The 24,429-nt window shown below is 61.3% G+C and carries 17 protein-coding genes; 15 read left to right on the plus strand and 2 right to left on the minus strand.

The window, feature by feature from the left end; translation table 11 throughout:
* Positions 1–82: 82 nt before the first annotated feature.
* From OQE62_RS13695 to OQE62_RS13735, 9 genes are all read left to right on the plus strand, one after another.
* On the plus strand, positions 83–568 hold the full coding sequence (locus OQE62_RS13695) for a DUF6795 domain-containing protein (protein WP_265722606.1): 486 nt from the start codon (positions 83–85) through the stop codon (positions 566–568).
* 60 nt (positions 569–628) lie between these two features.
* Entirely contained in the window at positions 629–1,093 is a 465-nt protein-coding gene (locus OQE62_RS13700) for a DUF6795 domain-containing protein (protein ID WP_265722607.1), read from the plus strand.
* Between the two features lie 13 nt (positions 1,094–1,106).
* Positions 1,107–2,279, plus strand: a complete 1,173-nt coding sequence (locus tag OQE62_RS13705; protein WP_265722608.1) for a lipase family protein — start codon at positions 1,107–1,109, stop codon at positions 2,277–2,279.
* A 223-nt stretch (positions 2,280–2,502) separates the two neighbouring features.
* Positions 2,503–4,284: a trans-sulfuration enzyme family protein gene (locus OQE62_RS13710; RefSeq protein ID WP_265722609.1), complete on the plus strand. Its 1,782-nt coding sequence runs from the start codon at positions 2,503–2,505 to the stop codon at positions 4,282–4,284.
* 329 nt (positions 4,285–4,613) lie between these two features.
* Complete coding sequence (locus OQE62_RS13715) at positions 4,614–5,915, plus strand: S1C family serine protease (protein ID WP_265722610.1); 1,302 nt, start codon at positions 4,614–4,616, stop codon at positions 5,913–5,915.
* Positions 5,906–6,982 carry an FHA domain-containing protein gene (locus OQE62_RS13720; RefSeq protein WP_265722611.1) on the plus strand — a complete coding sequence of 359 codons (1,077 nt, stop codon included), beginning with the start codon at positions 5,906–5,908 and terminating at the stop codon, positions 6,980–6,982. The genes OQE62_RS13715 and OQE62_RS13720 overlap by 10 nt, the downstream gene beginning before the upstream one ends.
* Positions 6,979–8,079 carry a histidinol-phosphate transaminase gene (hisC, locus tag OQE62_RS13725; RefSeq protein ID WP_265722612.1) on the plus strand — a complete coding sequence of 367 codons (1,101 nt, stop codon included), beginning with the start codon at positions 6,979–6,981 and terminating at the stop codon, positions 8,077–8,079. Before OQE62_RS13720 ends, hisC begins: the two co-directional genes overlap by 4 nt.
* 249 nt (positions 8,080–8,328) lie before the next feature.
* Positions 8,329–9,186, plus strand: coding sequence for a penicillin-insensitive murein endopeptidase (gene mepA, locus OQE62_RS13730; protein ID WP_265722613.1), 858 nt, complete (start codon positions 8,329–8,331; stop codon positions 9,184–9,186).
* A 174-nt stretch (positions 9,187–9,360) separates the two neighbouring features.
* Complete coding sequence (locus OQE62_RS13735) at positions 9,361–10,386, plus strand: D-alanine--D-alanine ligase (protein WP_265722614.1); 1,026 nt, start codon at positions 9,361–9,363, stop codon at positions 10,384–10,386.
* 150 nt (positions 10,387–10,536) lie between these two features.
* On the opposite strand, the gene OQE62_RS13740 is transcribed toward OQE62_RS13735, so the two are convergent.
* Positions 10,537–11,109 (minus strand): HNH endonuclease, encoded by a 573-nt coding sequence (locus tag OQE62_RS13740; RefSeq protein WP_265722615.1) that lies wholly within the window; start codon positions 11,107–11,109, stop codon positions 10,537–10,539.
* Between the two features lie 653 nt (positions 11,110–11,762).
* Here OQE62_RS13740 and OQE62_RS13745 point away from each other — a divergent pair.
* The 5 genes from OQE62_RS13745 to OQE62_RS13765 all read left to right on the plus strand — a co-directional run bounded on the left by OQE62_RS13745 (position 11,763) and on the right by OQE62_RS13765 (position 18,557).
* A complete protein-coding gene (locus tag OQE62_RS13745) occupies positions 11,763–13,283 on the plus strand; it encodes a PQQ-dependent sugar dehydrogenase (RefSeq protein ID WP_265722616.1) in 1,521 nt (506 codons plus the stop codon).
* Between the two features lie 30 nt (positions 13,284–13,313).
* On the plus strand, positions 13,314–13,562 hold the full coding sequence (xseB, locus tag OQE62_RS13750; RefSeq protein WP_265722617.1) for an exodeoxyribonuclease VII small subunit: 249 nt from the start codon (positions 13,314–13,316) through the stop codon (positions 13,560–13,562).
* An 18-nt stretch (positions 13,563–13,580) separates the two neighbouring features.
* Complete coding sequence (locus OQE62_RS13755) at positions 13,581–14,474, plus strand: polyprenyl synthetase family protein (protein ID WP_265722618.1); 894 nt, start codon at positions 13,581–13,583, stop codon at positions 14,472–14,474.
* A 241-nt stretch (positions 14,475–14,715) separates the two neighbouring features.
* Positions 14,716–16,641, plus strand: coding sequence for a 1-deoxy-D-xylulose-5-phosphate synthase (dxs, locus tag OQE62_RS13760; protein WP_265722619.1), 1,926 nt, complete (start codon positions 14,716–14,718; stop codon positions 16,639–16,641).
* A gap of 56 nt (positions 16,642–16,697) precedes the next feature.
* Positions 16,698–18,557: a DUF885 domain-containing protein gene (locus OQE62_RS13765; RefSeq protein WP_265722620.1), complete on the plus strand. Its 1,860-nt coding sequence runs from the start codon at positions 16,698–16,700 to the stop codon at positions 18,555–18,557.
* A gap of 472 nt (positions 18,558–19,029) precedes the next feature.
* Here the strand turns inward: OQE62_RS13765 and rsgA are convergent, their stop codons facing one another.
* The gene (gene rsgA, locus OQE62_RS13770; protein WP_265722621.1) at positions 19,030–20,154 is read right to left on the minus strand and encodes a ribosome small subunit-dependent GTPase A; all 1,125 of its coding nucleotides are present in this window, start codon (positions 20,152–20,154) and stop codon (positions 19,030–19,032) included.
* Positions 20,155–20,721: 567 nt separating this feature from the next.
* Between rsgA and pulA the strand changes: the two genes are divergently transcribed.
* Positions 20,722–24,078, plus strand: a complete 3,357-nt coding sequence (gene pulA, locus OQE62_RS13775) for a pullulanase-type alpha-1,6-glucosidase (RefSeq protein ID WP_265722622.1) — start codon at positions 20,722–20,724, stop codon at positions 24,076–24,078.
* The last annotated feature ends 351 nt before the right edge of the window (positions 24,079–24,429 follow it).

The following is a 24,429-nucleotide window of genomic DNA, read 5'->3' on the forward strand; positions in this document are numbered from 1 at the left end:
CGCGGCGCGCATGGGAGACAGCACGGCGCACGGTGGGAAGATTGTTGTGGGGTGCCCGACCGTTCTTATTGGGGGCTAAAGTTTGAAATTTGCCACCCTTTCTATATTCGCTGTTTTTATTCTTACGGCAAATACAGGCTTCGCAATGTCACTTATAAAGACGAAAGAGGTTGACGCCATCCTATTCTCCGAGATGTCAGGCGTTATCACGTATAACGGCAAACCTGCAGAGGGCGTAGTATTAAACCTCTCCGTAAGATGGAATGAAGATGAGAGCATCAAGAAAACTTTTAAAACCGGTAAGAATGGTTACTTTCAAATACCACAAATTGAAAGAAAAATAACGACACACCCATTGGTACAATTATCCATAAGCCAGATAATAATTGCTCACTACAACGGAGAATCCTATAAATTATGGATCAGAGGAAAGCTTGATGCCAAAGAGCATTCAGAAACAGATGGCAAACCGGAGAACTTTCGCTGCGAACTAACCGATCCATTAATTAGAGTCGAAGTCAATAATGGACAACTAGGAACACCCTGCAAATGGGAAAAATCTAAGTAAGGAGCTGAAACATGGAAAGATTGTGGTCGAGCGCCCGGCTACTCTAATAGGGAGATAAAATTGAACAAGTTATTCTTACTCATAACTCTATTATCAATAGCTATTTCTGGAAACTCTATGTCTATTTTTTCAGCAAAAGAAACAATACTTTTCTCTCCAGTTGACGGTATTATCACATACAAAAACGAACCTGCAGGAAAAGCGATAGTTCACAGGCAGGTTAAGTACAATGACGAGGTCTATGAAGATAGTGCGGAGACAACGGATGATGGCCACTTTTCTTTCGAACCCATAGCAAAGAAAGAACGATATATCGTTCGGAACTCATTTGTGGCACATCAAAAAATATTCGTTGAGTATGACGGAAATCAGTTTTTAATATGGGAAACAGCCAAACGAGAAGAGGAAAAAAACTCAGAACTTGAAGGGAAGAATCTCTCCTTCAAATGTGAGCTAACAGATGAAAATCGATTTGTTCATCTAATGCTTAACTCCATTGAAACAAAATGCACCTGGAGCGGATAAAGGAACTAAAAGAATGAGTTTAATTTCAAACAAGGATGCTGCAAGCCTGGCAAGTGTTGTATACGAAATTGAGAACACATCCTTTGAAAAAAGGACTATCGATCGATTTAAGACTAAATGGGATTTTTCAAACCATGGCGATGTAGTAAATGGTTCATCAGGGACTCTATGGGTTATCAAAAAGGAAACGGGATTTGGAGTAATCGCCCAAGGCAAGGGTGAATTCGAAAACGACCTATTGATATTATTAAGAGGTACCTCTAATGCTTTTGACTGGGCCACTGATGGAACGGTAGGCTTTTCCCCATCCGAAACAGGAAGGTTTGTTCATACCGGATTCAATAAATGCTTTGGCTCTATGTTACCAGAGTTAAAGGAGCATCTTTCTAAAATCAAAGGTTCCGTGCGGACCATCCATTGTATAGGACATAGTCTGGGAGGAGCTCTAGCCACCTTAACCGTAGAGTGGCTAAAGAAATCCAACTTCGTAAGTGCAAGTAAAATAAAATTGTATACCTTTGGTAGCCCGAGGGTTGGGGCGCACAGCTTTGCGAAGTTGGTGACACAAGATCTATCGCAGGGTAAAGATATATACCGCGTTTACCATAAATCCGATGTGGTTCCTATGGTACCAATGTGGCCTTTCTATCATATTCCGGAGAAGAGTGGAGCCTTTTGCCTTGATAATTATGTAAACCCAGGAGACATGATCTCTTTCGCCGACCACAAGATGGAGAATTACGTTAAAAGTATTAGTAAAATATCCTCCTGGAAAACCATGCCACAACTAGAGCCTGAAGTTTCAGAGTCTGCTATCGAAAGGTGGCTATCATCAGACGGCCCTATAAGTTTCACATTTAACACAATGAATATGATACATAGAGCCATTGCATATGTAATATCAAAAGTTTTAAAGCTGACTGGTATTAGCGTGCAGTTCGGCATTGCGTCTGGGGTTACACTCCTTGACCTTTTGGCTTATGTACTTAAAAAAGGAATCGACTTTTCAAAGAGCTTATCAGGCTGGATATACAAACTTATTGTAAGAATAATGTCTGCACTAGGCATGAAAATAAAGAAAGATATTCAGCTTACAACGCAGTTTATAAGATATATTTTTACAACTCTAAAAAATAAAGTTGACCGCCTGGTCCAAGCTGCACTGCATGGAATTTTTGATCACTAAATTGCAATCACTCTGAGATTGATGGGCAAGTCGCTACGCCCCTTTGCCCATCCTACAAAACTATTGGCAGACATTGGCATCCAGTGGGGTGATGATCACCATCTAGCCGCGCCTTGCGCGGTCGCCCATCATGAGTCCGACACGACTCAACCGTTCTTTTTCTCCTTTTGTAAAGCCTGCTACAGTCAGTGCATAACAATAAATAGCAATTGAAGAGGACAGAATGAAACCCAAGCTGGACGACGCAAAAATACTCTCGCCGCGGCGCAATACCAGCTCCGCGTCGGACATCGAGGCGCTGGCGCGGGAGCAGCTCGAGCATTTCCATATCGCGCCAGACAGCGAGCACGGCCGCCTGCTGCTGGACACAGCCGGGCTGCTGTACCGCGCCCAGGGCAATATCGGCCAGTTGTGGGCGCAGAGTGCGGCGCTGCTGCCGCAGATGGATCGGGCCGATCGTGTCGCCTATTTCAACGCGAAGCGCTTCATAAGTTTCCAGTTGGCGAAGCTGCTGCACAATCTGCAGGACCCGCTGCGCGCCAGTTTTCAGAGCCTGCAGGGGGAGGATTTCAACAGCGCCACCCGCGGCGGCTACCCGCTGTTCGACAATATCCCGGCGATCTTTTCCGCCACGCCGGTGATCGCGCGTACCGCCACCTATATCTACGCCTGCACCGAGTGGATCGACGACGCCTTCCGCGGCCGCGAGTTGAGCCACGATATCTACTCGCGGCTGATGAACCCTACCTCCATCTCGCTGGCCAATGCCATGGTGGCGCTGGAGTGCGGCGCCAATGCCGGCGATTATATGGCCTGGAATTTCAATTCCGGCATGGCGGCCATCGACGCGCTGCTGGCCAACCAGTTGCGCCGCGGCGATATCCTGATCGTGTCGCGCAATGTCTACGGCGGTGTGCACCAGTTGCTCGCGGATTTCTACGCCCGCGGGGATCGCCTGGCGATTGAACTGGTGTGGTTCGACGGCACCGGCGGAGAGGAATTCGAGCAGCTATTGCAACGCACGCGATCGGACGGCGCGCAGGCCCTGGCGGACGGCGCGCAGATCCACGTCTATATCGAGTCTCCCTGCAATCCCCACGGCATTGTGCTGGATGTCCCCGCCATCTGCTCCATTGCCCATGCACAGGGCCTGCGCGTCACCCTTGACTCCACCCTGGCCACCCCCTATCTGCAGCGGCCGCTGCTGCGGGAAGACCCCGCCGAGCGGCCGGACTTTGTGGTGCATTCCTATACCAAGGATATCGGCGGCATCGGCGGCGCCACCGCCGGCGTGGTAATCGGCGAGAACCACCGTATGTTCATTCCCAAGGGCGACAGCGCCGGCGGGCTGGAATGGCACCAGTGTCTGTTCTGGGATGTGTACTACATCAAGGGCGGTTTCCTGGATGCGGACAAGGCCTGGGAGGTACACGCGGGCATGCGCACCCTGGAGATGCGCATGCTGAGCAAGTGCATCAACACCCTGTGCCTGAGCCATTTCTTTGCCAGCCACCCGCAGATCCGTGTCAACAGCCACGCGCTGGCGGAACACGACAACAGCGCCCTGCGGGAAAAGCTGCTGCGTTACGGCCTGCCGGTGCCACTGTTCAGTATCGATATGGAGGCGGCGGAGCTGCCCCTCGAGGCGTTCAAGCGCTTTTTCGATGCACTGGAACCGGCCTTCGGGCAGATGGTAAGCCTGGGGCAGACCAACACCATGGTGCTCTGCCCGGCGCTCACCTCCCACTCGGAGCTGTCGCCGGAGGCGCAGCGGGCAGCGGATATCCACCCCTCCACCATCCGTATTTCCGTGGGAGACGAGAATATGGCGCAGCTGGCGGCGCATGTGTTGTGTTGCACGCAATTGCACCTGGATCCGGCCTGCCCCGGATTCAGCGACGGATTTATGGCCGCCAATGAGATTGATGACATGTTTGCGCGGTTTTACCGGGAAGTCCACGAGAAGGTGGCGGAGGGGTTTCCGCGGGTGGTGGATTATCTTTGATTCCGACTTGGGGGCATCTCCAGGCGCCCTCTCCCCCGGCCCCTCTCCCGGTGGGAGAGGGGAGCTCAGTCGGAGGCATTCGGGTTTGAATTTACCCACCGGGTTTCGCTGAGGCTCGCACCAGTCCCCTCTCCCTCCGGGAGAGGGTTAGGGGGAGGGCTGGTTGGGAGGCTCCATAAGTTGAAGTGGCCACTCCAACCACCCTCTCCCCCGGCCCCTCTCCCGGCGGGAGAGGGGAGCTACGCTTTCAGGATCCGGGCTGACGCTTGTTGCACTATCCTATATCCCGTAATATCAACCGTCTTCTGCCCATAATTTAATCAAACAGGATGTCGACAATTTCCATGCGCCTACTGGCCCTGCTGTTGTGTTGTTTTTCCGGAATGGCGTTTTCGCAGAGCTATGAACAGCTCTACAGCGACTACCGCGGCAGTCTCTACCAGGTCCGGGTAATCGAGAAATCCTCCAATTCCAAGGCCGGGCTGGGTTCCGGCTTTCAGATCTCCGAAGACGGCCTGATCGCCACCAACTATCACGTGGTGGCCGGGGCGGTGAGCGATCCGGAAAAGTACCAGCTGGAGTACCTGTCGGTGGACGGCGACAGGGGCACACTCGAGCTGCTGAATATCGATGTGATCAACGACCTGGCGATACTGCGCCAGGAAACGCCCGGCCCGCAGTTCATGCAGCTGGCCGGGAGCACCCCCAGGAAGGGCGAGACCATCGCCGCCATGGGCAACCCGCTGGACCTGGGCATGACGCTGATTCCCGGTACCTACAACGGCATCGCCAGCGGCAGCTTCTACGACCGCATCCACTTCTCCGGCTCCATCAACCCCGGCATGAGCGGCGGCCCCACGGTGAATACCGACGGCGAGGTGGTGGGTATCAATGTGGCCACCGCCGGCAACCAGGTGAGCTTTCTGGTGCCGGTGGAAAAACTGTCGAAACTGTATCGGCATCTCCGCGAACACGGCAATCACACCGACCTCAAGGCAATGACCCACCGGCAACTGCTGGCCAACCAGAAGGCCATCATCGACACCATCCTCGATGCCGAATGGAAGACCCGCGCCCTGGGCGAGGCCAGGGTGGTGGGCGAAATCGTGCCGTCGATCCAGTGCTGGGGCAACACCCACGACGACGAAGACAGCGCGATCACACGTATCGACAAGGGTTGCACCGGCCAGGATGTGGTCTACCTGGAAGACGATTTCAACACCGGTCGTGTGGAGTACGAGTTCTTCTGGCTCGAGTCGAAGGACCTGCAGCCGTCGCGTTTCTACAGCGCTTACAAGCAGCAGATGAGCAGCTTTTATCCCGGCAATACCGCCGGCGAAGACGACGTCACCAATTTCCGTTGCCGCCAGAAATTCACCTCCCAGGAGCTCGGCGAGGCGCCGCCGGAATCCGACCCGGAACGGGAAGACGCGGAGCCGGTCATCGCCCGTACCAGTTACTGCGTGCGCCGCTACAAGGATTTCCCGGACCTCTACGACATTTTCTACCTGAGCCTGAGCGTGAATGAGAAGGACCGCGCCCTGGTGAGCCACTTTACCCTGTCCGGGTTCACCCGCGAGTCCGCTGCTGCCTTTACCGAGAAGTTCACAAGCGAGATCCAATGGCACTGATTATCGAAGAGCTGAACCGCGCCCAGCGGGTTCAGGCCCGCTATCGTATGGAGGAAGACCGACTCACCCTGGGCCGCGGCTACCACAACGACGTCATTGTCGACGACCCGCACGCGGATCCGGCACACGCCGAGATCCGCCGCGGCGAAGACGGCTGCTATTACCTGCGCGACCTGGACACGGTCAACGGCACGCAGCTGGTCCGCAACAGCCGCGACAAGTCCGTCAGGGCCACCAGTATCGACGAGCGGATGATCGAATCCGGCGACGAAATACAACTGGGCAAGACCCATTTCCGCATGACCGACAGCGATGCCGCCGCGGTGCCGACGGTGCCACTGCACTCGGTGGAAAACCTGTTCGGGCGGCTGTCGCACCCGGTGCCGGCCATCGGCCTGCTACTGGCGGTGGCGGGCAGCTTTGTGCTGGTCAGCTATTTCGGCAGCACCGGCGAGTACCGCTGGGGCACCGCCCTCAACCTGGTGGCCGGCACGTCGGTGGGCCTGCTGCTCTACGCCGCCGCCTGGGCGTTTATCGGCCGCGTGGTGCGCCACGAAATGCATTTCTTCACCCACCTGGCGATCGCCTCGCTGGCGGCGCTGACCTACCTGGGCTGGGAGCGTATCAGCGGCCTGCTGGGCTTCAATTACGCCATGGACCAGGCGATACCGCTGATCAACTTCGCCGTGCTGGCCGTGATCCTGCCGGCGATGCTCTGGTGCGCCTGCTACCTCGCCACAAACATCGGCCCGCGCTGGCGCTGGGGCGTGGCGCTGGCGCTGCCGCTCGCCTTCCTGGGGCTGGAACTGGTTAGCCTGGTGGGCAGCATCCGCGACTTCAACGGCGTACCGCAGATTTCCACCGAACTCAAACACGACAACCTGATGTGGCGCAGGCCGGTGCCGATGGAGGAGTTCCTCGCCGGTTCGCCGGAACTGTTCGATATCCCGATCGAAAAAGAAGAAGGCGAAGGGGATGTCGCCGCAGAGGCAGAAAATGCGCCGGACGAGGAGGACGGCGACGGCCCCCAGAGCCCGGCCACCGACAGCGAGGAGACCGCATCGTGAGCAATCCATTCTGGAGCCCGGCACTGGCCGGGCTCGAGCCCTATGTGCCCGGGGAGCAGCCCCGCGGCCGCAAGCTGATCAAACTGAACACCAACGAGAACCCCTACCCGCCGTCGCCGCGGATCCGGGAAGCGCTGGCCGACCCGGCGCTGGTGCAGGCGCTGCGCCGCTACCCGGATCCGGAATCGGCGGACCTGTGCGCCGCCATCGCCACACAGTACGGCGTGGAGAGCGACCAGGTGTTTGTCGGCAACGGCTCCGACGAGGTGCTGGCCCACAGTTTCTACAGTTTCTTCCGCCACGACGAACCGCTGCTGTTCCCGGATATCACCTACAGCTTCTACCCGGTCTACTGCCAGCTCTACGGCATCGACTACCGCACGCCGGCACTGCGGGACGACTTCAGTATCGCCGTGGAGGACTACGCCGGCCCCGCCGCCGGCGCCATACTGCCGAACCCCAACGCCCCCAGTGGCCGCTGCCTGTCCCTGGACGAGATCGAGAAACTGCTGCAACTGCAGCCCGAGCGGGTGGTGGCCATCGACGAGGCCTACATCGCCTTTTCCGGGGAGCGCGGCGGCGACAGCGCGATTTCCCTGATCGATCGCTACCCCAACCTGCTGGTGATCCAGACCCTGTCCAAGTCCCACGCACTGGCGGGCCTGCGCCTCGGTTTTGCGCTGGGGCAGAAACACCTGATCGAGGGCCTGAACCGCACCAAGAATTCCTTCAACTCCTACCCCATCGACAGCGTCGCCCAGCGCCTGGCCGTCGCCGCCATCGGCGACGGCGGCCACCTGGCCGAAAGCTGCAACAGGGTGGTTGCCACCCGCGAGCGGGTGGCCGCCGCACTGGCGGAACTGGATTTCGAGGTGGTGCCGTCCCGGGCCAATTTCCTGCTCGCCAGCCCCGGAACCATGGATGCGGAAGCGCTCTACCTGGCGCTGCGAGAACGGGATATCCTGGTGCGCCATTTCAACAAACCGCGACTGGCCGGCTACCTGCGTATTTCCATCGGCACCGACGAAGAAATGGACCAGTTGTTGGCCGCCGTGCGGGAGATCCAAACAGCGCAGGGCACTTCACAGACGCGCTGAAGTCAGATTCTATAATGGTTACCGCTGGCCTGGTCGGTGCGCACGGCGCACCCTACGCCACCCGAGAATGTCTCGAGACGCAGCACATCCCCTAAAAGCAAACTCCCCTCTCCCGCGGGACAAATTTGACGGGATCAAATTTGGACGCCGAAGGTGCCCGTAGGGTGGGCGCCAGGGATGGCGCCCATCGTGGGGCCGGGGGAGAGGGGAGCCGATCGAAGCCCAAAAAACCAACAGCAGTACGACCCCATGCGCCATTCCATCACCAGCATACTTGCCGCCGGCATCCTGCTTATCTCCAGCGCCGCCACCGCCAACCCTTGGGAAGAGGTACAGCACCCCTCCTCCCAGGTCTCCGCCAGCATCGGCAGCTACACCAACGGCTGCCTCAGCGGCGCTGAGGAAATGCCGCTGCGCGGCGAGGGCTTCCAGCTGGTGCGCACCGGGCGCGACCGCCACTACGGCCACCCCGCCACCATCAGGTTTCTCAAGGATTTCTCCCGCAACGTGGCGCACCACGACCTGGGCCGGCTGCAGATCGGCGATATGTCCATGGCCCGCGGCGGCCCCTTCTCATCGGGCCACAAAAGCCACCAGATGGGACTGGATGCGGATATCTGGTACTCCCAGGACTGGCGCGCGGCCAAGCGGCCGCTGAGCGAGTGGGAGCGCGACAATATCTCCGCCATCCCGCTGGCGGACGCGCGCGAGCACCGCCTGATCGAGGACAACTGGGATCCGAAGGTGCCAAAGATATTGCGCCTGGCGGCGGAGGACGAACGTGTGGCGCGCATCTTCGTGCACCCCACCATCAAGCGGCGCATGTGCAAAATGGCCGGAAACGACAACGAGTGGCTGCGCAAGATACGCCCCTGGTGGGGACACAACTATCATTTCCATGTGCGCCTCACTTGCCCCGAGGGCGACGACCACTGCAAGCCCCAACACCCGGTGCGCAACCCGCCCTGCGGCGAGGACCTGGACTGGTGGTTCAGCGACGAATTCTACGCACTGCTGAGGGGCGAGGCACCCAAGAGCAAGAAGCCGAAACCCAAAAAGCCGAAGCCGATGCCGGCGCAGTGCAAACAGGTGCTTGCCGCCCCATGACCTATTTATCGGTAGGATGCGCCGTGCGCACCGGACACTGCAGGCGGCGCCCTCTCCCCCGGCCCCTCTCCCGATGGGAGAGGGGAGCTACTCTTTGAACACTTGCACCGTTCATCCCGTTTCCCGGCATGAGCTGAAACAGGGCAGGCACAACACGAACATTCCGACATGAGCATGAACTCCCGAGTCCCGAATCCCGAGTCCCGAGTCCCGATCAACGTCCTGCTGATCTGCGGCGGTGGCGGCAGCGAGCACGACGTCTCCCTGCGTACCGCGGATTTTATCCAGCGCCACCTGGAAGCCGTGGACGATATCTCCCTGGCGCGCGCGGAGATGGACGGCAACGGCCGCCTGACCGCCCCCGACGGCCGCGAGCGCCGCCTGGGGCAGGACCGGATGCTGCGCGACGACAACGGCGCCTGGGAAGTGCACTATGTGGTGCCCTCCATCCACGGCTATCCCGGCGAGACCGGCGACCTGCAGTCGCAACTGGAGCTGTTCGGCATTCCCTACTACGGCTGCGGCCCCGAGGCGAGCAAGCTCTGCTTCAACAAGGTCACCACCAAGCTGTGGCTGAGTGCCCTGGGAATCGACAACAGTCCCTACCAGTTCCTGTGCAGCAACGAACCGGAGGAAATCGCCAAGGCGACCATGGCGCTGCAGCAGTGGGGAGCGGTGTTCGTGAAGGCCTCCAACCAGGGCTCGTCGGTGGGCTGCTACAAGGTAACGGCGAAGGAAGAACTGCAGCGGGCGCTGGCGCGGGCCTTCGAGCTGTCTCCCTACGTGCTGGTGGAGAAATGCCTGAAAGTGCGCGAGCTGGAAGTGGCCGCCTACACCTACGAGGGCGAGCTGATCATCACGCCGCCGGGGGAGGTCTGCGCGCCCTCCGACACCTTCTACAGTTACGAGGAAAAGTACGCCGAGGGCAGCCGCGCCGTCACCCACGTGGAGGCGCAGGGTCTCAGCAACGCGCAGCTCGGCTGGATTCGCGAGGCTTCACGGCGCGCTTTTGTCGGCCTGCAGTTAAAAGACCTGTCGCGTATCGACTTCTTCCTGACCGACGACGGCGGACTCTATCTCAACGAGGTCAATACTTTTCCCGGTATGACGTCCATCTCGATGTTCCCGAAAATGCTGGAGAACGCCGGCCACGACTTTTCCCGTTACCTGACCAGCCTGATTCGAGCGGCTGTGCGCTGATTTTGTAAATCTCCCGCTGCGGCAGCACAATAAACCGCGATCCACGTCTGGCTATCAAGGTTACCCTCCGTTTTTGCACTTCTGAAAAACTGCAGTAATGCAAGCCTGTTGCCGACGGCACCCCGCCCCGGCGCCCGGAAAAGAACAGATCTAACAATGCTGCAACCAGCCCTCCTTCCGCCGCCGGGAAAACTGGCCGCGCAGAAACTCCATCTGGTCGCCGCGAATCCGCTCGCTGTTGATCAGCGCCAGGTACTCCGCCGCATTGGGGCAGAAAGGCAGCGCCAGCAGGTCCATCTCCATGTCCTGCAGCAAGCGGTTGCCCTTGTGCTGGTTGCAGCGCCGACAGGCGGTCACCACGTTTTCCCACACGTCGCGCCCGCCCTTCGAAACCGGGTAGACATGGTCGCGGGTGAGTTCGCGGGTCGGAAACCCCTGGCCGCAATAGAGACAGGTGTGGATGTCGCGGAAAAACAGCGCGCGATTGGTCAGCGGCGGCCGCCGCCGCGGGCGGGCCATCCGCTCGCCACCGCAGGCGATGATCGCCGCCAGGTCCAGCGACGAACGCTCCCCGAAGCGATTGATGCCCCCGTGTACCCGCTGCACCACACCGCCAAGGGACCAGGTCACCAGATCGCGCACATACAGACAGGCCGCCTCCTGCCAGTTCAACCACTCCAGCGGCTGGCCCGCCAGGTTCAGACGCAGGATTCTCGCTTGCATCAGTTCGCCTCCCCACCAATGGATTCTTCCGGCAACCGGGTGCGCTGCCGGAAAGCGCACATACAAAAAAGCCCCGCAGGCGCGCCTGTGGGGCTTTCGTGAAAATTCGGGGGTGAGAGGGGCATCGCCCGCCACTGAACTGGAGGCTGTTGGGAAACGGACGTGTCTGGTATTGACTTACTGAATGCGTCACCCTCCGCCGGCCGACGGGTTTTGTGGCCGTACTGCCCTGATTAAAGCGGATAATTGTTTCAATTTCCAGACAGGAAGAGTAGGAGAGGAGGAATTTTCAGGAGAGGAGGTGGCGCCCGGAATTTTCCGGTTCCCGAATAAAACACCGCCCAGGCAATCCGGCCCGGGCGGTGCGTCTCACAGGATGGTGCCAATGTCCTTTTGGCGAGCGGCGCAATCCCTTTATCCCTTGCCGCTTAAGTGCAGTCCCTTATGCATCCTTGCAACTTCATTATGGCAACTGATTGAAGAAAAGGTAGGGGCAATCGGCTGAATTTATTGTGCGAGATATCTCACAAAGCTGCGATATATCTCACGCCCGGGTGATGGCAGAGACGAGAGGCGACCGATGTGGTAAAACTGGCGCCCGATAAAGGAGAGCGACAACTATAGCCACTTTGTTTACAGGATCAATCGCCACCGTGAATCGCTTGTTGAAATACACGCTAATTTTTTCATTTTCTGTGGTCGCGGCCCTTCCCCTCGTCATCTTCTTCTACCCCGGCGTCAGTATCCCCTGGAAACAACTGACCGGCAGCATCGGTACCGATACCGCTACCGTAGAAAGGCAACTGCACACAGCCGCCGGTTTTCACGTTGAACTCTTCGCCGGGGATCTCCCCAACGCGCGCTGGTTGGCAGTGACCCGCCGCGGCGACCTGCTGGTGTCCCAACCCAAACACGGCCGGGTGAGCCTGCTGACAGCCGACGGGGATGGCGACGGTCGCGCCGATGGCCAGCGGGTACTGATCGACGACCTCACCCGCCCGCACGGACTTTTCCTTTACGAGGACTGGCTGTATATCGCCGAGAGCGACAGCGTCGGCCGCGTCGCGTTCGATCACTCCGACGGCCGCCTGGCCGGCAGCTACCGGAAAATCGTCACCGACCTCGCCGACAGCGGCAACCACTGGACCAAGACCATCGCCATGGGGCCGGACGGCCGGGTCTACCTCACCGCCGGCTCCAGCTGCAATGTCTGCGTCGAGGAGGACCCGAGGCGCGCCGCGATGATGCGCTTCCGCCCCGACGGCAGCAACTTCGAGATCTTCGCCAGCGGCCTGCGCAACGCCGTCGGCTTCGACTGGTCGCCAAAAGACGGCGCCCTCTACGCCACCGACAACGGCCGCGACTGGCTCGGCGACGACTTTCCGCCCTGCGAACTGAACCGCGTGGAAAAGGGCGGCTTCTACGGCTGGCCCTACGCCAACGGCGACCGGGTACCCGATCCGGACTTCGGCGTCGACGCAGGACGGGAAGTGCAACGGAAAATCGCCAATTCGATCCCGCCCGTGCACAATTTCCCGGCTCACAATGCGCCGCTGGGCATCACCTTCCTGCGCAGTCCCACCCAGCCGGCCGACTACCGCGACGCCGCGCTGGTGGCCCTGCACGGCTCCTGGAACCGCAGCGTCAAGGACGGCTACAAGGTGGTGTCCCTGCACTGGGACGAACAGGGCAATATCCGCCGGGAAGATTTCCTGTGGGGCTTCCTCGGCGAGGACAGAAAGGAAGTGCACGGCCGCCCGGTGGCCATCGCCGAGGACGCCGATGGTAATATCTATATTTCCGACGACTATGCCGGGGCCGTCTACCGGGTTGCCGGCGGTGACGGCAGTTCAACGGCGCCCACCGCGGCCGGCGACAAACCGCGTATGCGGGCACCGCGAAAACCCCTCGCCATCGACAGCGGCGCGGCCCGTCGGGGCGAGGAACTCTACCGGCGTCACGGCTGCGCCGAATGCCACGCGGAGCAGATCCCGCTGCGGGAGCTGTCGAAAAAATACAGCCTGCAGACACTGGCGGACTACTTTGACAACCCCACACCGCCGATGCCCGACTACGGCTTCAGCGGCACCCAGAAACGCGCCCTGGCGCACTACCTGATGTCCCTGGAAGCCGGGATATCATCCTCAATTGACCAGTTACCCGCCAGCGGCTAAGGTTGCGCGGCGATTGAGAGAGGCGAGGCAATGGCAGCGAAAAAACAAGCGGCAACCTTTGAACAGGCCCTGGAAGAACTGGAACAGCTGGTGGAACGCCTCGAGGCGGGCGATCTGCCGCTGGAGGAAGCACTGTCGGATTTCGAGCGCGGTGTGAAACTGACCCGCGAATGCCAGCGGAAACTCGCCAACGCCGAGCAGAAGGTCAAGGTGCTGATGGAGGAAAACGGCAATATCCGCGAGCTGCCGTTTGACGAAGATGACGCGGAAGACGCCTGAGTGGCCGAGACAGCCCCCATGTCCCCACAACTGCAGGACTTCCTGCAACAGGCCGCCGGCCGCGTGGAAGCCGCACTGCAGCGGGCCCTCGCCGGCACGGTGCCCGGGGCCGAAACCCTGTCCGCCGCCATGCGCTACGCCGCGCTCGGCCCCGGCAAGCGCCTGCGCCCGGCGCTGGTCTATGCCAGCGCCAGGACACTGCGCGGCGACACCTTCGATCCCGCCGCCTGCGACGCTGCGGCTGCCGCGCTGGAATGCATCCACGCCTACTCCCTGGTGCACGACGACCTGCCGGCAATGGACGACGACGACCTGCGCCGCGGCCGCCCCACCTGCCACATCGAATTCGACCAGGCCAGCGCGATTCTCGCCGGCGACGCCCTTCAGACCCGCGCCTTCGAATTGCTGCTCGCGGGCGACGCCGGCAGCGAGCTGAAACTGCGCCTGCTGACCGAACTGGCCGGCGCCGCCGGCGTCAGCGGCATGGTGGCCGGCCAGGCCATCGACCTGGCGGCCGTGGACCGCAGCCTCGACCTGCCGCAACTGGAGGCCATGCACCGCCTCAAGACCGGCGCCCTGATCCGCGCCAGCGCCCGCATCGGCGCCCTGCTCGGCGGCGCCGACGAAACCCGACTGGGCGCCGTCAGCCGTTACGCAGAGGCCATCGGCCTGGCCTTCCAGGTGCAGGACGACATCCTCGATGTCACCGTCGACACCGCCACCCTGGGCAAGACCCAGGGCGCCGACGCGGCGCGCAACAAGCCCACCTATGTCTCCCTGCTGGGGCTCGACGGCGCGCGGGAAAAGCTGGAGGACCTGCACCGGCGGGCCCTCGAAGCCCTCTCGCAACTGGACCGCGATACCGACCTGCTGCGGCAGTTGGCGGATTATGTAGTGCGGCGCAGCCACTGAGCCCCCCGGGCGCCCCACCGCCCCTCTCCCCCGGCCCCTCTCCCGGCGGGAGAGGGGAGCTCGGTCGGAAGCATCGCGGGTAAATCGGCCTACAGGGCCTCGTCCACCCCCGTGCCAGTACCCTCTCCCACCGGGAGAGGGTTAGGGAGAGGGCGGTCGAACGCGCCCCAACGGGATGCAATCTCCCCGTCACAGGCATACAATCCCTTTTTCTACCGTTCAGTTGCACTTGATACGTTTGATGTTCAACGAGATTCCACGCACACGCCCGCAGACCCCGCTGCTGGACGCCATCGACGAGCCGGCGCAGCTGCGCGCCCTGGATGAGCGCCAGTTGCCGGAGCTGGCCAGTCAGTTGCGCGAATACCTGCTGTACTGCGTCGGCCAGACCGGCGGCCACTTCGGCGCCGGCCTGGGCGTGGTGGAGCTGACGCTGGCCCTGCACTACATCTACAACACCCCGGAAGACCGGCTGGTGTGGGACGTGGGCCACCAGACCTACCCGCACAAGATTCTCACCGGTCGCCGCGAGCAGATGCTGACCATGCGCCAGCAGGGCGGCCTGTCGGGCTTCCCCAAGCGCAGCGAGAGCCCCTACGACACCTTCGGCGTGGGCCACTCCAGCACCTCCATCAGCGCCGCCCTGGGCATGGCGCTGGGCTCGCCGGACGAGCGCAAGGTGGTGGCCGTGATCGGCGACGGCGCCATGACGGCGGGCATGGCCTTCGAGGCCCTGAACCACGCCGCCCATACCGGCAAGGACCTGGTTGTCGTGCTCAATGACAATCGCATGTCCATCGGCCGCAACGTGGGTGGCCTGGCCACCTACTTCGCCAAGATCCTCGCCAGCAAGACCTACCTGTCCATGCGCGAGGGCAGCCGCAAGATACTCTCGGCGATTCCCAAGGCCTGGCAACTGGCGCGGCGCACCGAGGAACACGTCAAGGGCATGATCACCCCCGGCACCCTGTTCGAGGAGCTGGGTTTCAACTACGTGGGCCCCATGGACGGCCACAATGTGCACGACCTGGTGCACACGCTGCGCAACCTGCGCAACCAGCGCGGCCCGCAGCTGGTGCATATCGTCACCACCAAGGGCAAGGGCTTCGGCCCCGCCGAAGAGGACCCGGTGGGCTACCACGCCCTGAACAAGCTGGAGCCCGAACCCAAGGTGCAGGTGGCCATGCCCGCCGAGAAAAAACCGGGGAAGAAAGCGCCCAAATACCAGCAAGTGTTCGGCAGCTGGCTCTGCGACATGGCCGAGCGCGACGAAAAGCTGGTCGGTATCACGCCGGCCATGTGCGAGGGCTCCGGTATGGTGGCGTTCGCCGAACGCTTCCCCGAGCGGTTCCACGACGTGGCCATCGCCGAACAGCACTCGGTGACCCTCGCCGCCGGCCTCGCCTGCGAGGAACAGAAACCGGTGGTGGCCATCTACTCCACCTTCCTGCAACGCGGTTACGACCAGTTGATCCACGATGTAGCCATCCAGAACCTGGACGTGACTTTCGCCATCGACCGCGCCGGCCTGGTGGGCGAGGACGGCCAGACCCACGCCGGTAGCTTCGACCTGACCTACATGCGCTGCCTGCCCAATATGGTCATCGCCGCGCCCAGCGACGAGAACGAGTGCCGCCAACTGCTCTACACCACCTACCGGCACAAGGGCCCATCCGCAGTGCGCTATCCCCGCGGCACGGGCCCGGGCGCCGAAATTGCCACGGAAATGACCGAGCTGCCCATCGGCAGGGGCCGTATCCTGCGCGAGGGCAGCGGGGTGGCGATCCTGAACTTCGGCACACTGCTGGCACCGGCGCTGGAGGCGGCCTCCAGCCTCGGCGCCACTGTCGCCGATATGCGCTGGGTCAAGCCGCTGGATGAGGCGCTGGTCGAGGAGCTGGCGGCGAACCACCAGTTGCTGGTGACACTGGAGGAAAATACCGTTGCCGGCGGCGCCGGCAGCGCGGTAACGGAATACCTGAACAGTGTCGGCACGCCGATGCCAGTACTGCAACTGGGCCTGCCCGACAAAACCATCGAACACGGCAAACACAAGGACCTGCTCGCCGGCGTCGGCCTCGATGCCGCCGGTATCGAAAAACAGATAGCGCGTCGCCAGCAACTGCTGGGCGACAAGCACTACAAGGGCCAGGCCGCCGCATTCTGATGTCCGCTGGCGGGCAAACCGCCGCGTGGAGTTGAACGATTTCCCGAGGGGGGACCATGTCCGTATTTCGCAAACTCCTGATCGCCACCGCGGGGATGGCACTCACCGCCAGTGTCGCGGCAATGGAGAAAAGTGCCTTCGACCAGGCACTCGATGACCTGCCGAAAAACGACCCACCGGCGCGCCTGGCCGCGCTGCAGGATCTGCGCTACCGCTGGCTGATGGAGAGCCACCCGGAGAGCGCCACCTATGAGGGTTACCCGGGTGTCGACACCCGCTGGACCGACACCTCCATGGACGGCATCGAGCGCCGCCGCGAGCAGACCCGCCGCCTGCTGGCAGCCAGCCGCCACCTCGACATCGACAGACTGCCGGAAGCCAGGCAGCTGGATTACCAGTTGCTGTACCAGGACCTGTTATCCGAGGTGAAGGGCTTCCAGTTCCCGGACCTCCTGCTGCCGGTCACGCATATGAGCGGTATCCAGCGCAATGTTCCGGGCGTGCTGAACAGCATGGCCAAGCGCAGCGAGTCCGATTACGACAAAATCCTCGAGCGCCTGGAAAAACTGCCGGAACTGGTGGCACAGACACGGGCGCTGATGGAGCTGGGCCTGGAGAGGAAAATCACCCCGCCGCAGATCACCCTGCGCGACCTGCCGGGCCAAATCCGCGCGCTGATTCCCGACGAGCCCAAGCGGAGCCCGCTGCTGAAAGCCTTCAACGAGATGCCCGACAGCATTTCCGCCGGCACCCGGCGCCGCCTGCAGCAGCGGGCCGACGCGCTCTATCACAAGGAACTGGTGCCCGCCTGGCGCGGCCTGGTGGAGTTTGTCGAGCGCGATTACATTCCCGGCGCCGCCGTGGACACCGCCTTTACCAACAGGCCCGACGGCCTGCGCTGGTATGCCCACAAGGTGCGCGAAAACACCACCACCGACCTGAGCCCGGAAGAGATCCACCGCATCGGCCTGTCCGAGGTGCAACGCATCCGCGCCGAGATGGACAAGGTAATCGACAGGACCGGCTTCGACGGCGACTTCAAGGCATTCACCGAATTCCTGCGCACCGATCCGCAGTTCTACTACCAGGATGAAGAGGAACTGCTGAAAAACTACCGCGATATCGCCAAGCGCATCGACGGCGAGCTGCCGGCGCTGTTCGGCAAGCTGCCGCGCCTGCCCTACGGCGTAAAACCGATCCCGGCCTACGCGGAGAAGTCCCAGACTACCGCCTACTACATGCCCGGCTCCAATGAGGCCGGCCGTGCGGGCGTCTTCTTTGCCAATACCTACAACCTGCCCAGCCGCCCGAAATGGGAAATGGAAGCGCTGACCGTGCACGAGGCCATGCCCGGCCACCACCTGCAGATAGCGCTGGCCCAGGAGCAGGACGACCTGCACCCGCTGCGCCGCACCAAGTTCTACACCGCCTTCGTGGAGGGCTGGGGCCTCTACTCCGAGAGCCTCGGCCACGACCTGGGGCTCTACAAGGATCCCTACAGCAAGTTCGGCGCCCTGAGCTACGACATGTGGCGCGCCGTGCGCCTGGTGGTAGACACCGGCATGCACCAGCTGGGCTGGAGCCGCGAGCAAGCGATCGAGTACTTCGCCAGCAACAGCGCCAAGCCGATCCACGATATCACCGTGGAAATCGACCGCTACCTGGTCTGGCCCGGTCAGGCGCTGGCCTACAAACTGGGGCAGTTGAAGATCAAGGAGCTGCGCGCGAAAGCGGAGGAAGCGCTGGCGGATGATTTCGATATCCGCAGTTTCCACGACCAGCTGTTAAGCGCCGGTGCACTGCCGCTGAATGTACTGGAGGCGCGGATGGACGGCTGGATCGCAGATCGGGGCGGCGAGACAGCCGCGGCGCCGAACGAGCCGGCCCAGGCGGGTGAAGTGACACCCAGTAGCTGAGCCCTCCCCCCCCTTCACCGTAGGGGCGAACCTTGTGTTCGCCCTTTTTGATTGTGGCTCCATTAACCTTTTTGTTGTTAGAGAGTTCGGTGGCGGCGCTGCTACCGGTATGGGTTTGCCAGACACGCTGTAAATACGTCCCTGTACGCTCTAATCGGCATCCATGCCTCATAAGGTCTGGCAAACCCATACCGGTAGCAGCGCCTTCGCATCGACACTAGAGCTCTATTTGACTATCTGGATTGTTCGAAAAGAACACCAAAGCCGATGCAAAGGCCCTGCTGCCGGGAACACCTTGTGGGACTGTCTGCGAGAGGGACCTCGCGGACAAGCCTCCAGGGATGGATTTACGGCGTGTCCCACAAGGTGTTCCCGGCAGCAGGGCCGCCCCTGAACCTGCTTACGCTACTTGGTTTCGGTGCCACAAAAAAAGGGCGAACACCAGGTTCGCCCCCACATTAGTAACGGCAGATCAGTCCCCACACTGTTTGCGCGACCGCGCATGGCTCTGCACTGCGCGGTAGAACTGCCCCAGCGCCCGATCCCCGGCGCGCTGCTCGGCCAGGGTGCGATTGTTGCGCGCCATTTCCCGCTTCAGCTTGCGCCAGTTCCGCAGGCGCCGTTCGTCCAGTTCGCCGGACTCCAGCGCCGCCCGAACGGTACAGCCCGGTTCGCTTTCGTGCCGGCAGTCGGAGAAACGGCAATCCTCTGCGAGACGACCAATGTCGTCGAAGGTTGCCGCCAGGCCCTGGGCCACATTCGCCAGCCCCAGTTCGCGCATGCCCGGACTGTCCAACAGCAGGCCGCCATCCGGCAGCGGGTAGAGTGCACGGTGGCGAGTGGTGTGCCGGCCCTTGCTGTCGTCTTCGCGGATACCGGCCGTGGCTGCCCGCTCCGAATCGGACAGGGTATTCAGCAGCGTCGATTTGCCCACCCCGGAAGATCCCAGCAGCGCCACCGTCTCACCGGCGGCACACCAGTCGCGCAGCGGCGCGACGCTGTCCGCATCCAGCGCATTGACCATCGCCAGCGGCAGATCCCCGTGGTCGCGCAGGGCGTCTGTGTAGACAGACGTATCATCGCACTGGTCCATCCTGGTCAGCACCAGGCAGGCCCGGCAACCGGCCTCCCGCACCAGCGCCAGATAGCGCTCGATACGTGACAGATTGAAGTCGTCATTGCACGACGACACCATCAGCACACTATCGATATTGGCAGCGATCAGCTGCGAGCGCGACGCGCCCGGCGCCATGCGCTGAAAGAGGCTGCTGCGCTCCAGCATGCGCTGCGGCCGGCGCGACTCTCGCGCCAGCAACAGCCAGTCGCCGACCGTGGGGCGCTGTTCGGTCTCCAGCTCCCGGGGCAGTAGCGCCAACGGCAGTGGCTCATCGCCCGACTCGCCGCTGACATCGAGCTGGCTGCGGTGCACCGCCATCACGCGCACCGGCTCGCTGTCGCTCAACTCTTCCAGTGTCAGCTGCTGTTGGAAAAACGGCTTCCAGCCCAGACACTGCAGCGCCGATGGGGCGGGTTTTGCGTCGGATACAGAAGCGCCGCGCCCGAAGCGGGGGCGGCGGGAAATCAGTGATCTACTCAAGGTAGTAACCCTCTATGTCTCGATACACAGGGGTTTCCTCTGGTGGGGAAGCCCGACAATCAGGAAGAATCCTGTGCCGGGCGCAGGTCCGAGCCGAGTGGTTTACTGGCTCCAGGAGGCCCGGCGAAGGCTGGATACAATCATCTGCTGTCCTCCGCTGGTGAATAATCGACCGTAATTTAGCACCGGTGCCAACACCGCACAATGGCCCATAAAAGAAAAGCCGGCATTAAGCCGGCCTTCGATATCCGATCACAGCGGGTGCATCACCTTTCTCGACCCACCGTAACCTGATGCTTTTGAGTATAGCCGCCGGGGAAGGTTCCGTTGGGGAAATCCCCGCTGCGCTTTACTCGGAAATCATAGTGCCCCCGGCAGGTTGCCACGCCGTGACGTTTTTATAAAAGTTTTGTGACAGGCATCCCGCTTTCTCGGCAACCGGCCCCCGTGCGCCATCTACTCCCCCCGGGGTGGGAGGCCCCACCCCAACCACTGCGTTTCAATGGTTGCGGGATGATGTCTCTACCCGACTTTCAACCGCATAAAAATAATCAGGGAGACGCCTCGATGCGATCGATGAAAACCGCAGTTGCGCGCCTGCGCGCGCCGTTTCTGTTGAGCGGCCTGTTCGCCGCCATCCACTTACCGGCGCAAGGCGCCGATACCCCCGACCCCGCGGCGGTCAATATTCCAGGCTCCATTCAGAGCCAGATCGGTTGCCCCGGCGACTGGCAGCCGGAGTGCGCCGTCAGCATGTTGACCTACGACCCCGCAGACGACAAATGGCGCGGCCGCTTTTTCATTCCCGCCGGCGACTGGGAGTACAAGGCGGCCTTGAATGGAAGCTGGAATGAAAACTACGGCCAGAACGCCGTACGCAACGGCGGCAATATCCCGCTCAACCTGGCCACCGGCCGCCAGGTCAAATTCATTTACGACCACGAGAGCCACTGGATCGCCGACGATGTGAACGCCACCATCGCCACCGCCGCCGGCAACTTCCAGAGCCAGCTCGACTGCCCCGGCAATTGGCAGCCGGACTGCCTGGCCAGCTGGATGCAGGATGCCGATGGCGACGGCATCTACACCTTCATCACCGATGGCCTGAGTGCCGGTAGTTACGAGTTCAAGGTGGCCCTCAACGAAAACTGGGACCAAAGCTACGGCAAAGACGGCGACAATCTGCCCTTTACCGTGGCGGCGGATAACGACGAAATCTATTTCGCCTTCGATCCGATCAGCAAGCAGGTCAGCGTCAGTGCCGACGGCATTCCCCGCGGCGATCTCAGCCTAGACAGGGCGCACTGGGTCGATGCCGAGACTTTCGCCTGGAATATTGCCGTCAATCCCGGCGATACCGTCAAGCTGCATTACAGCGCCGACGCCGAGCTGCAGTTGGGGGCAGACGGCGTCAGTGGCGACGGTGAGGTAACGCTTGAGTATCTGGGCGACCAGCTCGGTGGCGAGGCCGGGCAGAAATTCCCGCACCTGTCCGACTTCACCGCGCTACAGCTGCCCACCGGCAGCCCGTCGCTCACCGAGCTGGTTACCAGACAGCTGGCACTGGCGGTCTACGGGGAAGACGGCAAGGTGCGCGATGCCACCGGTGTACAACTGGCCGGCGCCCTCGACGACCGCTTCTACTACGACGGCGAGCTGGGCGCCCGGGTCGGCGAAAATGGTGTGCATTTCAACCTCTGGGCGCCCACCGCGCGCTCGGTCAAATTGCACCTGTTCAGTGACGCGTCCGCAGAGGCCGCGGATCGGGTCGTGTCGATGACCCGCGATGCGGACACCGGCGTCTGGTCCGCCGACGTGGGCACCGACTGGGATCGCAAATTCTACCTGTACGAAGTCGAAGTCTATTCCTACTTCAGCCGCGAGGAGGAAACCAACCTGGTTACCGACCCCTACTCCCTGAGCCTGTCGATCAACAGTGGCAAGAGCCAGATCGTCAACCTCGACGACCGCGACCTGAAACCCCGCGGCTGGGACCGGTTGCGCAAACCGCCGCTGGAGCGCCCGGAAGACATTTCCGTCTACGAGCTGCACGTGCGGGATTTCAGCATCGAGGACGGGACCGTCGACGAAACGGCGCGCGGCACCTTCGCCGCCTTTGCCGATCGCCGCAGCCGCGGTATGCGCCACCTGAAAAGGCTGTCCCGTTCCGGCCTGACCCATGTGCACCTGCTGCCGGCTTTCGACTTTGCCACCGTCAATGAAGACCGCTCGCAACAGGAGCGGACACCGGATCTGTCCGACTTTGCGCCCGACAGCACCGAGCAGCAGGCGGCGGTCAATGCGGTGCGCGATACGGACGGCTTCAACTGGGGCTACGATCCGCTGCACTTCACCGTGCCGGAAGGCAGCTACAGCACGGAACCGGACGGCACCGCCCGCATCCGCGAATTCCGCCAGATGGTGCAGGCGCTGTCCCGCTCCAATCTGCGTGTGATCATGGATGTGGTCTACAACCACACCAGCTCCTTCGGCCAGTACGACAACTCCGTGCTGGATAAAATCGTGCCCGGCTACTACCACCGCCGCAACGGCGAGGGCGCCGTGGAGATGAGCAGCTGCTGCGCCAACACCGCCAGCGAACACGCGATGATGGAAAAGCTGATGCTGGACTCGCTGGAAACCTGGGCCAGCGCCTACAAGGTGGACGGTTTCCGCTTCGACCTGATGGGCCATCACAGCCTGGACAATATCCTCAAGGCCAAAGCCCGGCTGCAGACACTGACGCCGGAGGAAGACGGCGTGGAAGGTGACAGCATCTACCTCTACGGCGAGGGCTGGAATTTCGGCGAAGTGGCCGACGACGCCCGCTTCGTGCAGGCGCGCCAGTGGAATATGGCCGGCTCCGGTGTGGGTACCTTCAACGACCGCATCCGCGACAGCGTGCGCGGCGGCAACCCGTTCGACGGTTACGAGGAGCAGGGTTTTGGCAACGGCCTGTTTACCGATTCCAACGGAAAGTTCGGTGGCGGGGACGAGCGCGCAACACTGCTGACCCTGGCCGACAAGGTACGCATCTCCCTGGCCGGCAACTTGGCCGACTATCCCCTGGAAGACTCCAACGGCAATATGATTACCGGTGCCGAACTGGTCTACAACGGCCAGCCCACCGGCTACACCGCCGACCCGCAGGAGTCGATCAACTATATCGCCGCCCACGACAACGAGACCCTGTTCGACAGTGTGCAGATCAAGGCACCGGCCGATGCGTCGCTGGCGGAGCGGATGCGCATGCACAGCTTCAGCAACTCGCTGGTGCTGTTCGCCCAGGGCATTCCGTTTATTCACGCCGGGCAGGAATTCCTGCGCTCCAAATCCCTGGATCGGGACAGCTACAATTCCGGCGACTGGTTCAATGCGCTGGATTTCAGTTTCAGGACCGGCAACTGGGGCAAAGGCCTGCCGATTGCGGACAAGAACGAGGACAAGTGGCCGCTGATGGCACCGCTGCTGGCCGCCCCGGAACTGGCGCCGGAGCGCAAACACCGCCTCTGGTCCATCGCCCTGTTCCGCGAGCAACTGGCGATCCGCAACAGCTCGCCGCTGTTCCGCCTGCCCGATGCAGAGTCGGTGGAAAAGCACCTGAGTTTCCTCAACACCGGTCCGGAACAGGTGCCCGGTCTGATTGCGATGCAACTGCGGGATACGGAAGGGGATATTGACCCCCGCTACGAGCGTATTCTGGTGCTGTTCAACGGCGACGATGACGCGGTTGAGTTCAGTCACGACAGTTTGCGCGGCAGCCACCTGATGTTGCACCCGAGACAGTGGGTTTCCGCCGACTGGCGTCTACATCAAGCAGACTTCGATCGCCACAGCGGCACCTTCACCCTGCCCGGGCGCAGTACTGTGGTTTTTGTGAAGAAGCGACGCGGTGGATGGAAGCTGCCGTGGCTGTGGGATTAAGCCGCGGCTGACCGTAGGGGCGAACCTTGTGTTCGCCCTTTTTGCTGGCCTCGAACCAGTTATCGTAAGCAAACTCAGTGGCGGCCCTGCTGCCGGGAGCACCTTGTGGGACACGCCGTGAATCCATCCCTGGAGGCTTGTCTGCGAGGTCCCTCTCGCAGACAGTCCCACAAGGTGCTCCCGGCAGCAGGGCCTTCGCATCGGCCTCAGTATTCTTTTTGAACAATCTGGGTAGCCAAATAGAACTCGAATGTCGATGCGAAGGCGCTGATACCGATAGCGGTTTGTCAGACCTTATGAGACAGGGATGTCGATTAGAGCGTACAGGGATGTATTCACCGCGTGTCTGGC

Source organism: Microbulbifer halophilus (genome assembly GCF_026183675.1).
Taxonomy (GTDB): domain Bacteria; phylum Pseudomonadota; class Gammaproteobacteria; order Pseudomonadales; family Cellvibrionaceae; genus Microbulbifer; species Microbulbifer halophilus.